This window comes from Oceanospirillum linum (genome assembly GCF_001995095.2).
Taxonomy (GTDB): Bacteria; Pseudomonadota; Gammaproteobacteria; order Pseudomonadales; family Halomonadaceae; genus Oceanospirillum; species Oceanospirillum linum.
The window spans coordinates 127,308-142,567 of the sequence record NZ_MTSD02000007.1; the positions used below are offsets into that span (position 1 = coordinate 127,308).

Sequence of the window (15,260 nt, forward strand, 5' to 3'; positions counted from 1 at the left end):
CTTATTCGAAGCATGAAGAATTTGGAGTAGTTATGAGCATGACTCATCAGGTAGAAGACGATAAGTTGATGGTTGAGATGCGTGGTGTGAACAAATGGTATGGTCAGTTTCACGTACTCAAGGATGTCAATCTTGAGGTGAAAAAGGGCGAGCGTATCGTTATTTGTGGGCCGTCGGGTTCAGGAAAATCCACCACGATTCGGTGTATCAACCGTCTGGAAGAGCACCAAAAAGGTGACATCATTGTTGATGGCACCACCCTAAATAATGATCTGAAAAACATTGAAACCATCCGCAGGGAAGTGGGCATGGTGTTTCAGCATTTTAACCTCTTCCCTCATTTGACGGTTCTGGAGAATTGCGCTTTAGCACCGATCTGGGTTCGTAAAACGCCCCGGGATGAGGCTGAAGAGATTGCGATGAAGTACTTGCGGCGGGTAAAAATTGAAGAGCAGGCCCTTAAGTATCCGGGGCAGCTTTCAGGTGGTCAGCAGCAGCGTGTAGCCATCGCCCGAAGCCTGTGTATGAATCCTCAGATTATGTTATTTGATGAACCAACCTCAGCACTTGATCCTGAGATGATCAAAGAAGTGCTGGATGTAATGGTTGAGTTAGCGGATGAGGGGATGACCATGATCTGTGTAACCCATGAGATGGGGTTTGCCAAAACAGTCGCAGATAGGGTTATTTTTATGGATAAAGGGCAGATCATTGAAGAGAATGAGCCCCATGAGTTCTTTAATAATCCTCAGTCTGAGCGTACGCAGGCCTTCCTGAGCCAGATTCTGAACCATTGATCTGGCTGTGCTAAGCCGCAAAAACAGACGGTTTGAAGCAACCCCCAATTGTTGGATATCCAGCATTGGGGGTTCTTTTTATCTGTGTTTTATGACTGGCCTGGATCTTTTGAGCCTGAGGTTTTCGGCGGATGATCAGAAGAAAGCGTACTTGATACCAAGGCCCAGCAGCATGCTGGACAGGATGGGTTGCAGAACCCGGTTCGGAAGGCGGGAGCTGAGTCTGGTGCCCAGATGGATTGCAGGCAGAGAGCCCACCAGAAGAGCGGCCAGTAACTGGTAATCTACATTGCCAAGAAGCATATGGCCGATACCTGCGATCAGCGTCAAAGGGACTGCATGAGCTAAGTCGGTTCCTATAATGCGGATAGCGCTTAATGCCGGGAATAGAATCAACAGAATGGCAGCACCAAAGGCTCCTGCTCCCACAGATGAGAGTGTGACACAGAAGCCAAGCAGTGCGCCCATCAGAACAGTAAAGCGGTATTTATGTTGCTCAAGGAAACGACGCACTGATCCATTTGAACTGTGATGAAGTTTATTAATCCTACCCTTTAGAAGCAGAACCCCTGCGGTTAGCATCAGCATAGCACCCAAGCTGTGGGTCAGTATGTGTGCGTAGCTTTCAGGGGAAGGGAAGTAGTTGGCCAGAAGCCAGACAGTGACGGCTGAAACCGGCAGACTACCGATAGCCAGCGACCCCATGATCTTCCAGTCGACCGTCTTCTGCTTATGATGTGCAATAACACCACTGGCTTTAGTTATCGATGCATAGAGAAGGTCTGTGCCAATGGCGATGTGGGGAGGAAATCCAAATAAAAGTAGCAGAGGCGTCATCAAAGACCCGCCACCGACGCCTGTCAGGCCGACAGCAAGACCCACGGCGGCACCGGATAAAATGTAGAGAAGTAAATCCATATAGGCTCAATGACTCAGAAAATTGCTCGGCAATCGGAGCGAAAAGAATCTTCAACAGGTGTAACCCTGTGCTTTTGATCGTGTTTAGGTGACACTGCGGCCTAATTTATCCTGTCTGCTATATTCTTAAAAGTAATGTTTGCTTATATTTTTATGGCATAATATTCTTAAAAAAATGATAACCTGCGATGATCGCCACTTATCTTCACAGCATGAGGGCGAGATCCGATAAATGAGGAAGGTGGAATGAAATTACAGCAGCTGCGTTATATTTGGGAAGTTGCCCACCATGATCTTAATGTGTCGGCTACCGCGCAAAGCTTGTACACTTCTCAGCCAGGTATCAGCAAGCAGATACGTTTGCTGGAGGACGAGCTGGGAATTGAAATTTTTGCCCGCAGCGGCAAGCACCTGACCCGCATAACACCTGCTGGCCAGGAGGTGATTGATCTGGCTGGGCAGATACTGAGAACGGTAGATAATATCAAGCAAGTGGCCCAGGAGTTCAGTGACGATAAGAAGGGCAGTCTCAGCCTTGCTACAACACATACACAGGCACGCTATGCGCTACCTGGTGTGATCAAAGACTTTATCAGTAAGTATCCTGATGTCTCTCTGCATATGAAGCAGGGTACACCGATTCAGATTTCAGAGATGGTGTCAGAAGGCGCTGCTGATTTTGCGATTGCCACCGAGGCGATGGAGTTGTTCAGTGACCTGATTATGCTGCCCTGTTATCGCTGGAATCGTTGTGTTCTGGTACCAAAGGGTCACCCGCTAACTCAGGTGCAGCAGCCGCTTTCTCTTGAGGACGTGGCGGAGCATCCGATCGTAACGTATGTTTTCGGTTTTACCGGTCGCTCTAAACTGGATGAAGCTTTTAATCAGAAAGGCCTTAAGCCGAAGGTTGTTTTTACGGCAGCGGACTCTGATGTCATTAAAACCTATGTTCGTATGGGGATGGGGGTCGGCATTGTCGCAGGTATGGCTTACGACGCTCAGACTGACTCTGATATGGTGGCGCTGGATGCAAGTCATCTGTTTGAGTCCAGTACGACTAAAATAGGTATTCGCCGTGGCACATTCATGCGGGGATATATGTACGACTTTGTTACCCGTTTTGCGCCACACCTGGATCGGGATTTGATTGATCAGGCTTTGGCGTGCAGTTCTAAAACAGACCTTGAGGCCTTGTTTGATGATATTGAACTGCCGGTACACTAACGCAGCATGACAAAAGGCATCCTTTGGATGCCTCAGATTGCTGACGAACCCCGGTTATTTTTAATCGGAGTTGGTTTATTTTTCCAGATTGCCTGCGTGTAAACCACACTCTTTATGGGTGGCTTCTTCCCACCACCAACGTCCTTCCCGCTCATGTTGGTTTGGCAGAACCGGACGAGTGCAGGGTTCGCAGCCAATACTGGTAAAACCACGTTCGTGCAGAGGGTTGTAAGGGACGTCAAACATGCGAATGTACTCCCACACCTGCTGTGAGCTCCAGTTAGCCAGCGGATTGAATTTCACCAGAGGGCTTTCCTCTGTACCAAAAGCTTTATCCATTTCAGCAATGGGTACGCTGTTCCGTGTGCCGGGGCTCTGATCCCTGCGCTGACCTGTAATCCAGGCATCCAGAGTGCTTAATTTACGGCGTAGCGGTGCCACTTTGCGTACACCGCAGCACTCCTGATGTCCATCCTCAAAGAAGCTGAATAAACCTTTCTGCTTAACGAATGCTTCAAGGCCCCGGTGCTCTGGCGACACAATATCAATTTGAATACCGTAGTGCTTACGAACGGTTTCGATAAACTGATAGGTTTCCGGGTGAAGCCGGCCTGTATCGAGGGAGAAAACCTGCAGCTGACTTTTGTCTTTAATAACCTTGCTGGCGATCTCCACCAGGACAACATCTTCTGCGCCGCTGAATGAGATAGCGATATTGCCAAACTCTTCCAGTGCTCTTTCGATAATTTTCTTAGGTGATTCGGTATCAAACTCCAGTGCAAACTGGTTTGTGTTAAATGTGCTCATGCCTTGTCCTGTTATCTGTGGCAATGGGTCTGTGACCCATGCTCATCAAGCGGTCTGATTCTACGATCATGATTTTGGCTATAAGGTATCAGTTACTTAGAAGAAAAATAAATAAAAAGTGCTTCTATGAATATGCACTTATTGTGTAATAGATCGCTGTTTTGTCGATCTCTTATCGGAGAAGGGGCCTGCCCGTCTGACTTGCCTTATGTTCTGTGATAATCTTTTCGGTGTTTATTGCCTGGCTGGGGCTTCATTCTGAGGTTTCTTATATGAAGGTCCCAGTATTAAATAACCCTATTATTGACTCGTTACAGAAGGATTATTCCGTGGAACTGGCATGTCTTGACCTAGAAGGTGTTCTGATCCCTGAAATCTGGATCGCATTTGCAGAAAAAACCGGTATCGAAGAGCTGAAAGCAACGACACGGGATATTCCTGATTACGATGTGCTGATGAAACAGCGTCTGCGTATTCTGGATGAAAATGGCTTGAAGCTACCGGATATTCAGGCCGTCATTGCAGAGCTGGAGCCTCTGGAGGGTGCAAAAGAGTTTACCGACTGGCTGCGTGAGCGTTTCCAGCTGGTGATTCTGTCGGATACCTTCTACGAGTTTGCTGCGCCTCTGATGGCTCAGTTGGGCTTCCCGACGTTATTGTGTCACAAACTGGAAGTTGATAATGAGGGGCGAATTACCGATTATACCCTACGTCAGCGTGATCCTAAGCGTCAGTCCGTTCGAGCTTTCCAATTGCTCAACTATCGTGTTATCGCGGCGGGCGATTCTTATAACGATACCACTATGCTGGCTCAGGCGGAGCAGGGTATTCTGTTCCATGCACCGGACAACGTGATTGCAGAATTTCCCCAGTTCCCGGCAGTTCACACGTATGATGACCTGAAAGATCAGTTCCTGAAGGCAAGTAATCGTAATCTGAGCAAGTAAGCTTGTTCTGAGTCTACGGCAGGCCTGATTGATGGCCTGGTGGTGCAAAAAAAGGCTTTCCGTTATTACGGAAAGCCTTTTGGCGTCTGGGGGGTACGGGCCTTAGTCGTCAACCTTAAACTGGGCCTGGGTTTTGAAATCCGGCTGCAGAGATTGCAGAATCTTACCTACCTTGTGCAGCGTCTCCTGATATTCACTTTCTGCCACTGAGTCGTAGACGATACCGCCACCACCCCAGCAGTCAAGACGGCTTTCAGCCCTGCCGGTTTCTTGATTCTCATCAACAGATTCAAGAAGCGTACGAATGGTGATACTACTATCCATTCTGCCGTTGAAGCTGATATAGCCAATTGAGCCGCAGTAAATCGCCCGGCGCTGAGGCTCCAGTTCGTCGATAATCTCCATCGCCCTGATTTTAGGGGCTCCGGTAATGGAGCCACCGGGAAAGCTCGCGCTCAGAAGGTCCACTGCACCCTTGTCCGACGGTAGCTCACCCCGTATCGTGCTGACCAAATGGTGAACGTTAGCATAGCTTTCAAGTGCAAAAAGGACCGGAACTTTGACGGATCCCGGTTTGCAGACACGACCCAGATCGTTGCGTAACAGGTCAACAATCATCAGGTTTTCGGCCCTGTCTTTAATGCTGTTCTGAAGGTTCTCAGCGATATGTCGATCTTCTCGGGCGTCACCGGAACGTGGGGCGGTGCCCTTAATCGGTTTGGTTTCTATATGCCCCATCTCTAGCTGCATAAAGCGCTCCGGGGAAACACTTAAAATCTTAAACGAGCCAAAATCCAGATAAGCACTGAAGGGGGCTGGCGTTGCAGCGCGGATTTTCAGGTATGCCTGCCAGCTATCGCCCTGTGATCGGGCCTGAAAGCGTTGCGCAAAGTTTATCTGGTAGCAATCACCGGAGCGGATATAAGCCATGATTTTGTTGAAGCGGCTTTTATATTCTGGCCAGCTCAGATTCGCTGTGAAAGGCGTTGTCAGTGTAAAGGTATCCCGCAGGCTTTGGATATCCGTTTGGGTCAGCAGTGCCATCAGCTCGTCAGCCTGGGTTTCAGGAGTAACCAGCTCTGCTGTCTGGCGCTCATGATCCACCACAACGGCCCAAAGGTAGATGCCTCCGATGATTGATGGGAAGCCGGAATCATCCTTCGCTGACTCAGGCAGTGCTTCCAGCTCGCGCCCCAGATCGTAGCTGAGCCCACCAATAAAACCGCCTGCAAAGGGCAGGTGGCTCAGTGCTTTGTCCGTCGTTACGATGTTGTAACGTACGCTGATATCGTTGAGTACCTGCTGCAGGTGAGGGAGGCTGTTGGTAAAGCTTTGAATTTCTTCAGCCGGACTGGCACTGACAATATCATAACGTCCGGATGGGCTGTTTGGTTTGTTGCTGTCAAGCAATACCGGGGCATCAAGGTGGCGGATGCGTTCAAAATACTCGATACCATGGCGGTAAGGTAGTGATCGTGTGCAGAGTCGTGTCATAAGCTAAACAGTAACCGAATCAGTATCCGAGGCCGACGAAGGAATGGCATAAGATGTAACGACATAAATAAATAGAAAAAGCAGCCATCAGTAAAACGCGCTATTCTAACGGCTTTTTGATAGCCAGCCTATTTTACTGGTGCTTTTTCTGGTTTTTTGTCACGGATACTGCATTTTCTCTGCTTTGGTTTTTCGTGTCTGTTGCTTATTTAAGGTACGTCATGTCAGAACATTTTCAGTGTGAAACAGCGAGTCTTGATCGTCAGGACTATCGGATTTTCTACCGAATTTACCGTAACTTGCACAACCCTAATGGCCGTAAAATTTTAATGCTGCATGGTGCTGGTGTTGATGGTGCTTTTACCTGGGAGCCCATGTTGCGCCACTTAAGCCATTGGGGAACGCTTCTGGTTCCTGATCTCAGAGGGATGGGGCAGAGCATCCCCTTGCCAGAGGGGCGGGTCGAGAATGCATTTACAGTAGAGCAGGTTGTTTGTGATGTTTCTGCTGTATTGGATTATCTCGGATGGTTTGAGTCTGACTTGGCAGGTTACTCCTTTGGCGGGTTAGTCGCGATGCTGCTGAAGCAGCAGCGCCCTTCGGCTTTTAGGAAAACCTACCTTCTGGAGCCCGCTCTGTTAGAACGCCCCGACCTTAATGAGATGCGTCAGGTGCGCGGCAATTATTCTGTAGCGGCTCAGATGATGCGCACTGAAGAGCCGGTAGAGAAAGGCATTACTCATTTTCTGGATCTGATCTCACCAAAGCGATCTAAGTCGGCCCGTGTGGAGCATGCAACGGTACATCGCCTTAAAAATCGAGTGTTAGGGCTGTCTTATGCTTTGGATGCTGTGACAGATGCTGTGCAGCGTTTGGAGCGCTCTGTAATTATTCAGGCTCAATCTGATGTCGTCAGCTTTGTCGGGAGTAAGAGCCTGGATTCGATGAAAGCCTGTCACCGGCAGATCGCTGAGCAGCGGAATGGCTGGTGTTATCATGAAATAGGCGGTACAGATCATTCATTGCCATTTCAGAAACCGTCAAAAATTGCAGAGATTGTTCAGCGGACAATAGGATAACGAAATACACTGAGTTAACCGATACGGTGGTGTCGACAGCTCGCATCTTTATTGAATTAAAGTTTCACCCACAACTTGATCGTAGACAATTTATAGGGCGTGACCGATGGGTTGCGCTTTTTTTATTTCTATAACCTGTTGTTTTTTATAAGTTAAGCTATTTTTTAGATGGCTTGGAATTGCAGATTGTAGACAAATGCGACTTTTGTTGATGTTGACGCTCATCAAGCAATTGCCTACATTCCCTCCCAACGTTAAATTGTCGACAATTAAATAACAGAAGAACACTTGGCCATGTCAGACGTTCAGTATGCCTATGAAGAGGCTGAAACCCGCACCCTGGCCGATCGGGTGTTTGAGCAGATTCAAACCGCGATTGTGAAAGGTGATATACCGCCGGGTAGCAAAATTACAGAGCCGGGCTTAGCTAAAGAGTACGGTATAAGCCGTGGTCCACTCCGTGAGGCGATTCGTCGCTTGGAAGGGCGGCGTTTAATTAAGCGTATTCCCCATGTGGGAGCCCGGGTTGTTTCCCTCTCCTTTGAAGAGTTGCTGGACATCTATGATGTGCGTGAAGCGATGGAGGGAATGGCGTGTCGCCTTGCCGCCCGCAACATGACCGCTGAGGAGATTGAAAGCTTACGTGCACTGCTGGCGCGTCATGAAGAAACGTCAGAGCTACAGGAAGGTGTTGCGTACTATCAGAAAGAAGGTGATCTGGATTTTCATTTCCGAATTGTACTGGGAAGTAAAAATGAGAAGTTGACCGAGCTGTTATGTGGTGAGCTCTATCATCTTGTCCGGATGTACCGTTACCAGTTCAGCGCTTCAAGTTCGCGGCCTAAGCGCGCTTTTGAGGAGCACCATCGAATCGTTGATGCCATTGAGCAGCGGGATGAAGAACTGGCTGAAATGCTCATGCGTCGCCATATCAGTGCGTCGCGTAAAAATGTAGAACAACGTCTGCGTGAATCTCAGGCAGAACAACCCTAAGAAGGAATAAGCCATGACTAAGTTGACTGCGGGTGCCCGTTTCCGTAAAGCGCTGGCTGAAGCGAATCCACTTCAGATTGTCGGTACTACTAACGCGTATCATGCCATGATGGCTGAACGGGTAGGCCATAAAGCAATTTACCTTTCTGGTGGTGGTGTTGCTAACCACTCTTACGGTCTGCCTGATCTGGGTATGACATCGATGAATGACGTGCTGACGGATGTCTCCCGTATTACCAGCGCAGTTGAAACGCCTCTGGTTGTTGATATCGACACTGGTTGGGGTGGTGCATTTAACATTTCCCGCACCATTAAAGAGATGATTAAAGCAGGTGCTGCTGCGGTACATATTGAAGATCAGATCGCACAGAAGCGCTGCGGACATCGTCCGAATAAAGAGATCGTTTCTCTGCAGGAGATGGTTGATCGTGTAAAAGCAGCTGTTGATGCTAAGACAGACGATGATTTCTTTGTGATGGCCCGTACCGATGCATTTCAGATGGAAGGTCTGAATGCTGCTGTTGAGCGCGCCCAGGCTTGCTTGGAAGCCGGTGCTGACGGTATTTTCGCTGAAGCAGTTCATACGCTGGATGACTATAAAGCCTTCTCTGACGGCATTAAAGGCGCACACCTGCTGGCGAACATTACTGAGTTTGGTGCAACACCACTGTTTAATACCGAAGAACTGGCGGCTAATGGCGCAACAATGGTGCTTTACCCTCTGTCAGCTTTCCGGGCAGCAAATAAAGCCGCATTGAATGTATATGAAGCCTTGCTGCGTGATGGCGACCAAAAAGCGGTGGTAGATACCATGCAGACCCGTATGGAGCTGTATGATTTTCTGAACTACCACGACTTTGAGCAGAAGCTGGACGCCCTGTTTGCCGAAGGTAAAAATAAGTAATCTTATTTTAGACGCTGTGGCTGCCTGGTAGGTGGCCGCAACAGATAATGACTCCCAACGACTTACAATAAAAATCGGACTCTCTGAGCGATTGCAAAGGAGCTATAGAATGGTAGATAAGAAATTAGCTGGTGCAGGCCTGCGTGGCCAGTCGGCAGGTGAAACGGCGCTGTGTACTGTCGGGAAAACCGGCGCAGGTCTGACCTATCGTGGTTACGATATGAAGGAGCTGGCAGAAAAAGCCCAGTTCGAGGAAGTATCCTACCTGTTAGCGTATGGCAAGCTACCTAACCAGTCAGAGCTTGACGCCTATAAAGCCAAACTGAAGAACCTGCGCGCACTGCCTGAGCCTCTGAAAGTTGTTCTGGAACAGATCCCTGCGGATGCACACCCAATGGATGTGATGCGTACCGGTGTCTCTATGCTGGGTAACCTGGAAACAGAGAATGATTTCTCTGAGCAGACTGATCATATCGACCGTATGATGGCAGCGTTCCCGGGTATCATTAACTACTGGTATAACTTTACGCATAACGATAAACGCATCAATGTCGAAACTGATGCAGACTCCATTGCAGAGCAGTTCCTGTGGACACTACACGACAAAAAACCTGACCCGCTGCACGTTAAAGTGATGCATGCATCTTTGATTCTTTATGCTGAGCATGAATTTAACGCATCGACGTTTACTGCACGTGTCTGTGCTTCTACGCTGTCGGATATTCACAGCTGTGTGACAGCAGCGATCGGTTCTTTGCGTGGTCCTCTGCATGGCGGTGCCAATGAAGCTGCAATGGACATGATTGAGCAGTGGAAGTCTGCGGACGAAGCTGAAGAAGCGATCATGGGTATGCTAGCGCGTAAAGATAAGATTATGGGTTTTGGTCACGCGATCTACCGCGAATCGGACCCACGTAATGCGATCATTAAAGAGTGGTCTAAGAAACTGTCTGAAGCGGTAGGTGATACACATTTGTATGCTGTTTCTGAGCGTGTTGAAGCGGTTATGTGGCGCGAGAAGAAACTCTTCTGTAATGCTGATTTCTTCCATGCATCTGCTTATCACTTTATGGGTATTCCCACTAAGCTGTTTACACCGATCTTTGTATGCTCCCGTGCATCCGGCTGGACAGCTCACGTAATGGAGCAACGTGCGAATAACCGTATTATTCGTCCAAGTGCAGATTATACCGGCCCGGAATCGGCTGAGTGGGTTGATATCAAAGACCGGGCTTAATTGGCTTGTCTGACCAGAAATTTGGCGGGGCTGGACGATACTTGCCTCTAATGCCTTTGCCCCCGCCTTTTTTATTCCGGCTATCGGGTGCACCGATAGCCCTTAGCTAAGTTGTTCCTTTAGCTCAGATTGATAAGAAGGTCCGCGTCTTGTGACCTTCTTTGTCAGTCCCTCAACACCCTGTTTGGGCAAATCCTATTTCGAGTGGATTTCTGACATGAATACTCAATACCGTAAAACTCTTGCTGGCACTTCGCTGGATTATTTTGACACCCGTGAAGCGGTTGATACGATCAAGCCGGGCGCTTATGCGGGGCTGCCATATACATCACGTATTCTTGCTGAGCAGCTGGTGCGTCGCTGCGAGCCTGAAAAACTGACCGCCTCTCTGACGCAACTGATAGACCGGAAGCGTGACCTGGACTTTCCATGGTACCCGGCTCGGGTGGTTTGTCATGATATTCTGGGGCAGACCGCTCTGGTGGATCTGGCGGGTTTGCGCGATGCCATTGCTGAAAAAGGCGGTGACCCGGCTAAAGTAAATCCGGTTGTACCAACCCAGTTGATTGTGGACCATTCACTGGCTGTAGAAGCCGCGGGTTTTGATCCGGATGCCTTCGAAAAAAACCGCGCCATTGAAGATCGTCGTAATGAAGATCGCTTCCACTTTATCGAGTGGACTAAAACTGCGTTCGAAAATGTTGATGTGATTCCTGCCGGTAACGGCATTATGCACCAAATCAACCTGGAGAAAATGTCTCCGGTTGTTCAGGCTCGTGATGGCGTTGCTTATCCTGATACCTGCGTTGGTACTGATTCTCATACACCACATGTTGATGCGCTGGGTGTGATCTCTGTAGGTGTTGGTGGTCTGGAAGCAGAAACGGTTATGCTGGGCCACCCATCAATGATGCGTCTGCCGGATATCGTAGGTGTAAAACTGACCGGTAAACGTCAACCGGGTATTACGGCAACAGATATCGTGCTGGCGCTGACCGAGTTCCTGCGCGCCGAGCGTGTTGTTGGTGCTTATCTGGAGTTCTTTGGTGAAGGGGCTGATAGCCTGACTGTTGGTGATCGTGCCACTATCTCCAATATGACGCCTGAGTTTGGTGCTACGGCGGCAATGTTCTATATCGATGAGCAAACCATCGATTATCTTAAGCTGACTGGTCGTGAACCTGAGCAGGTTGCTCTGGTGGAGCAGTATGCAAAAGAAACCGGTCTGTGGGCAGAAGACCTGGTAACTGCTGACTATGAGCGTGTTCTGGAATTTGATCTGTCTTCAGTTGTGCGCAATATGGCAGGCCCCTCTAACCCGCATCGACGTCTGCCAACAACAGCACTGTCTGAGCGTGGTATCTCTGATGAGTCTAAGCTGGCTGAAGCCAAGCAACAGGAAGCCGATGGCCTGATGCCGGATGGTGCCGTCATTATTGCGGCAATCACCTCCTGCACTAACACGTCCAATCCGCGTAATGTTGTTGCCGCCGGCCTGGTGGCGAAAAAAGCCAACGAACTTGGCCTCGTGCGTAAACCTTGGGTTAAATCTTCATTCGCTCCAGGCTCTAAAGTGGCGCGCCTGTATCTGGAAGAGTCTGGCTTGTTGCCTGAACTTGAAAAGCTGGGCTTTGGCATTGTTGCATACGCCTGTACAACCTGTAACGGTATGTCAGGTGCACTGGACCCAGAGATTCAGAAAGAGATCATCGATCGTGATCTGTACTCTACTGCAGTATTGTCCGGTAACCGTAATTTTGACGGACGTATTCACCCGTATGCTAAGCAGGCATTCCTGGCATCACCACCGTTAGTCGTCGCTTATGCTATTGCCGGTACGATTCGCTTCGATATCGAAAAAGATGTTCTTGCCGTGGTTGATGGTAAAGAAATAACGCTGAAGGATTTGTGGCCATCAGATGAAGAGATCGATGCTATCGTAGCATCTGCTGTTAAGCCTGAGCAGTTCAAGCAGGTTTATATTCCGATGTTTGATCTGGGTGACAAAGAGCAGGCCGAAAGCCCGTTGTATGACTGGCGTGAAATGTCTACTTATATCCGACGCCCTCCATACTGGGAAGGTGCTTTGGCTGGTGAACGTACACTGACCGATATGCGTCCTCTGGCGATTCTGCCGGACAACATCACCACGGATCACCTGTCGCCATCCAATGCAATCCTGCTGGATAGTGCCGCTGGTGAATACCTGGACAAAATGGGTCTGCCGGAAGAAGACTTTAACTCTTACGCAACCCACCGTGGTGATCACCTGACAGCACAGCGTGCAACATTGGCGAATCCGAAGCTGATGAATGAAATGTGCCGTGATGCTAATGGTGAAGTCATTCAGGGGTCTCTGGCCCGTGTTGAACCTGAAGGACAGCAGATGCGCATGTGGGAAGCGATAGAGACCTACATGAACCGCAAACAGAATCTGATTGTAGTCGCTGGTGCTGATTATGGTCAGGGCTCTTCCCGTGACTGGGCGGCGAAAGGCGTACGTCTGGCTGGTGTAGAGGTGATTGTAGCGGAAGGCTTCGAGCGTATTCACCGCACGAACCTCATCGGTATGGGCGTGCTGCCGGTACAATTCCAGGAGGGTACTACCCGCCTGACACTGGAGCTGGATGGAACAGAAACCTACTCCATCAAAGGCGATCTGTCACCACGCAGTGAGCTGGTTCTTGAGATCAAACGCCGGAACGGAGAGCAGGTTAATGTACCTGTAATCTGTCGTCTTGACACCGAAGCAGAAGTGGCCGTTTATAAAGCCGGTGGTGTTCTGCAGAAGTTCGCTAAGGACTTCCTGGAATCAGAAGTCGCTTAAGAGGCTGATTCCGTTAAGCGCCCACTTCGGTGGGCGTTTATCGTTTTGCGGTAAATGCGGTTACGTAGTGCTGACAAGTAACAGCGGTGACAAGTAATAGCGATGGCAAGCATTCGCTGTCGATCAACAGTTAATCAGGTATTACCTGTATATAAAGAAGTGGGGCAATAAAGATGGCCAGTGTTCCTCAGATTAAAATTCCTGCAACCTATATCCGTGGCGGTACCAGTAAAGGTGTTTTCTTCCGTCGCCAGGATCTCCCCGCAGCAGCTCAGGAGCCGGGTGAAGCGCGTGATAAAATTCTGCAGCGTGTCATCGGCAGCCCTGACCCCTACGGCCAGCAGATTGATGGCATGGGTGGGGCAACCTCCAGTACCTCAAAAACGGTTATTCTGGATAAAAGTACTCAGCCTGACCACGATGTGGATTACCTTTTTGGTCAGGTGGCAATTGATAAGGCCTTTGTCGACTGGTCCGGTAACTGCGGTAATCTGACGGCAGCGGTAGGCGCCTTTGCGATTGCTGGTGGTTTGGTCGATGCGAGCCGTATTCCTGAGAACGGCACCTGTACGGTTCGTATCTGGCAGAAGAATATTCAGAAGACCATCATAGCTCATGTACCCGTTACGAATGGTGAGGTGCAGGAAACTGGCGATTTTGAGCTGGATGGAGTTACTTTCCCTGCTGCGGAAGTTGTGGTTGAGTTTATGGACCCGGCTGATGGTGAAGGGTCTATGTTCCCGACAGGCAATCTGGTCGATGATCTGGAGGTACCCGGTATCGGTACTTTCAAGGCAACTATGATTAGTGCAGGTATTCCGACAATCTTTCTGAATGCGGAAGAGATAGGTTACAAGGGAACAGAGTTACAAAAAGATATTAATGGTAATGCTGAAGCCTTGGCCCGTTTTGAGATGATCCGTGCCCATGGCGCAGTCAAAATGGGCTTGATCAAAGATGTCTCAGAAGCTGCAGCCCGTCAGCATACGCCAAAAGTAGCTTTTGTAACCCCGGCAACAGACTATACGGCATCCAGTGGGAAAGAGATTAAAGCCTCTGATATTGATGTCTGCGTACGTGCTCTGTCGATGGGTAAGCTACACCATGCCATGATGGGTACCGCATCAGTGGCTATCGCAACTGCGGCAGCTGTTCCGGGTACGGTTGTAAACCTGGCTGCCGGTGGCGGTGATCGTGAAGCGGTTACCTTTGGTCATCCATCCGGAACATTGCGGGTTGGTGCAGCAGCGGAGCAGTTGGCGAATGGCGACTGGCGCGCTAAAAAAGCCGTCATGAGCCGTAGTGCCCGAGTCTTAATGGAAGGTTTTGTCCGTATTCCGGGTGATACATTCTAACGAGGCATCGCGCTGCCTCAATGATGCATTGTAAACCCTGCCCTTTGATCAGGAGGGGCGGGGTTTTCAGTTTCTGGGTTTAAGCCCGTTTTATTAATTTGTAATTAATTTACAAAAGGGGGTTGTGCTGCCCCGTTTTGTGCGTATAATTCGCCCTCGTTGTCACGGAGCAAGTCTCCCGGCAACGGTTAACTCCTTGTTTTATTTGCTCTTTTTCTGGCTAAGCTGGTTGGTTGAGTTTAGAAAGAAAGCAAAAAGTTTTAAACAAAGTGTTGACATTGAGGATTGCCTCTGTATAATACGCAGCCTCAGTTAAGCAAGTCGATTCGCTTCGGGCGCTTCTTTCTTAACAAGCTCTTTAAAAATTCAGTCAGATAATTCGTGTGGGCGCTTGCCGGGATGATCTTGGAAAAGTCACAAGATTATCAAGGTAAGCTAACAATACTCGAATCAATTCAGTGAGTGTTCATGTTTAAGCTTCGGCTTTGATAGGAATGTTCACATTGCGTTTAAGTTTGTCAGTTTTGTCTTGAGCAAAGTTTAGATTGTGGTTGAATCCTCGGATTCGATACACAGTCAACCTTATTAAACTGAAGAGTTTGATCATGGCTCAGATTGAACGCTGGCGGCAGGCCTAACACATGCAAGTCGAGCGGTAACAGAGAATAGCTTGCTATT

At 49.1% G+C, this 15,260-nt stretch carries 12 protein-coding genes and 1 rRNA gene; 10 read left to right on the forward strand and 3 right to left on the reverse strand.

Features of this window, described 5'->3' with window-relative positions:
* Positions 1 to 68 precede the first annotated feature (68 nt).
* Positions 69 to 797, forward strand: a complete 729-nt coding sequence (locus BTA35_RS14190; protein WP_202931274.1) for an amino acid ABC transporter ATP-binding protein — start codon at positions 69 to 71, stop codon at positions 795 to 797.
* Between the two features lie 135 nt (positions 798 to 932).
* Here the strand turns inward: BTA35_RS14190 and BTA35_RS14195 are convergent, their stop codons facing one another.
* Positions 933 to 1,715: a sulfite exporter TauE/SafE family protein gene (locus BTA35_RS14195; protein ID WP_078320477.1), complete on the reverse strand. Its 783-nt coding sequence runs from the start codon at positions 1,713 to 1,715 to the stop codon at positions 933 to 935.
* Positions 1,716 to 1,961: 246 nt separating this feature from the next.
* Here BTA35_RS14195 and cysB point away from each other — a divergent pair, with 246 nt between their 5' ends.
* The gene (gene cysB, locus BTA35_RS14200; RefSeq protein ID WP_078320478.1) at positions 1,962 to 2,939 is read left to right on the forward strand and encodes an HTH-type transcriptional regulator CysB; all 978 of its coding nucleotides are present in this window, start codon (positions 1,962 to 1,964) and stop codon (positions 2,937 to 2,939) included.
* A 75-nt stretch (positions 2,940 to 3,014) separates the two neighbouring features.
* Here the strand turns inward: cysB and BTA35_RS14205 are convergent, their stop codons facing one another.
* Positions 3,015 to 3,746 (reverse strand): phosphoadenylyl-sulfate reductase, encoded by a 732-nt coding sequence (locus BTA35_RS14205; protein ID WP_078320479.1) that lies wholly within the window; start codon positions 3,744 to 3,746, stop codon positions 3,015 to 3,017.
* A 329-nt stretch (positions 3,747 to 4,075) separates the two neighbouring features.
* On the opposite strand from BTA35_RS14205, the gene thrH reads away from it, so the two are divergent.
* Positions 4,076 to 4,693, forward strand: coding sequence for a bifunctional phosphoserine phosphatase/homoserine phosphotransferase ThrH (thrH, locus tag BTA35_RS14210; protein WP_078320495.1), 618 nt, complete (start codon positions 4,076 to 4,078; stop codon positions 4,691 to 4,693).
* Between the two features lie 102 nt (positions 4,694 to 4,795).
* Here the strand turns inward: thrH and pabB are convergent, their stop codons facing one another.
* Positions 4,796 to 6,187 carry an aminodeoxychorismate synthase component I gene (pabB, locus tag BTA35_RS14215; protein WP_078320480.1) on the reverse strand — a complete coding sequence of 464 codons (1,392 nt, stop codon included), beginning with the start codon at positions 6,185 to 6,187 and terminating at the stop codon, positions 4,796 to 4,798.
* A gap of 221 nt (positions 6,188 to 6,408) precedes the next feature.
* Between pabB and BTA35_RS14220 the strand changes: the two genes are divergently transcribed.
* From BTA35_RS14220 to BTA35_RS14250, 7 genes are all read left to right on the forward strand, one after another.
* The gene (locus tag BTA35_RS14220) at positions 6,409 to 7,266 is read left to right on the forward strand and encodes an alpha/beta fold hydrolase (protein WP_078320481.1); all 858 of its coding nucleotides are present in this window, start codon (positions 6,409 to 6,411) and stop codon (positions 7,264 to 7,266) included.
* 294 nt (positions 7,267 to 7,560) lie between these two features.
* A complete protein-coding gene (locus BTA35_RS14225; RefSeq protein WP_078320482.1) occupies positions 7,561 to 8,259 on the forward strand; it encodes a GntR family transcriptional regulator in 699 nt (232 codons plus the stop codon).
* A 13-nt stretch (positions 8,260 to 8,272) separates the two neighbouring features.
* Positions 8,273 to 9,163 carry a methylisocitrate lyase gene (gene prpB / locus BTA35_RS14230; RefSeq protein WP_078320483.1) on the forward strand — a complete coding sequence of 297 codons (891 nt, stop codon included), beginning with the start codon at positions 8,273 to 8,275 and terminating at the stop codon, positions 9,161 to 9,163.
* A gap of 109 nt (positions 9,164 to 9,272) precedes the next feature.
* The gene (gene prpC / locus BTA35_RS14235) at positions 9,273 to 10,400 is read left to right on the forward strand and encodes a bifunctional 2-methylcitrate synthase/citrate synthase (protein ID WP_078320484.1); all 1,128 of its coding nucleotides are present in this window, start codon (positions 9,273 to 9,275) and stop codon (positions 10,398 to 10,400) included.
* A gap of 217 nt (positions 10,401 to 10,617) precedes the next feature.
* Positions 10,618 to 13,227: a Fe/S-dependent 2-methylisocitrate dehydratase AcnD gene (gene acnD / locus BTA35_RS14240; RefSeq protein WP_078320485.1), complete on the forward strand. Its 2,610-nt coding sequence runs from the start codon at positions 10,618 to 10,620 to the stop codon at positions 13,225 to 13,227.
* A 173-nt stretch (positions 13,228 to 13,400) separates the two neighbouring features.
* Positions 13,401 to 14,582, forward strand: a complete 1,182-nt coding sequence (gene prpF, locus BTA35_RS14245; RefSeq protein WP_078320486.1) for a 2-methylaconitate cis-trans isomerase PrpF — start codon at positions 13,401 to 13,403, stop codon at positions 14,580 to 14,582.
* A 587-nt stretch (positions 14,583 to 15,169) separates the two neighbouring features.
* Positions 15,170 to 15,260, forward strand: a 16S ribosomal RNA gene (locus BTA35_RS14250); the annotation flags it as partial.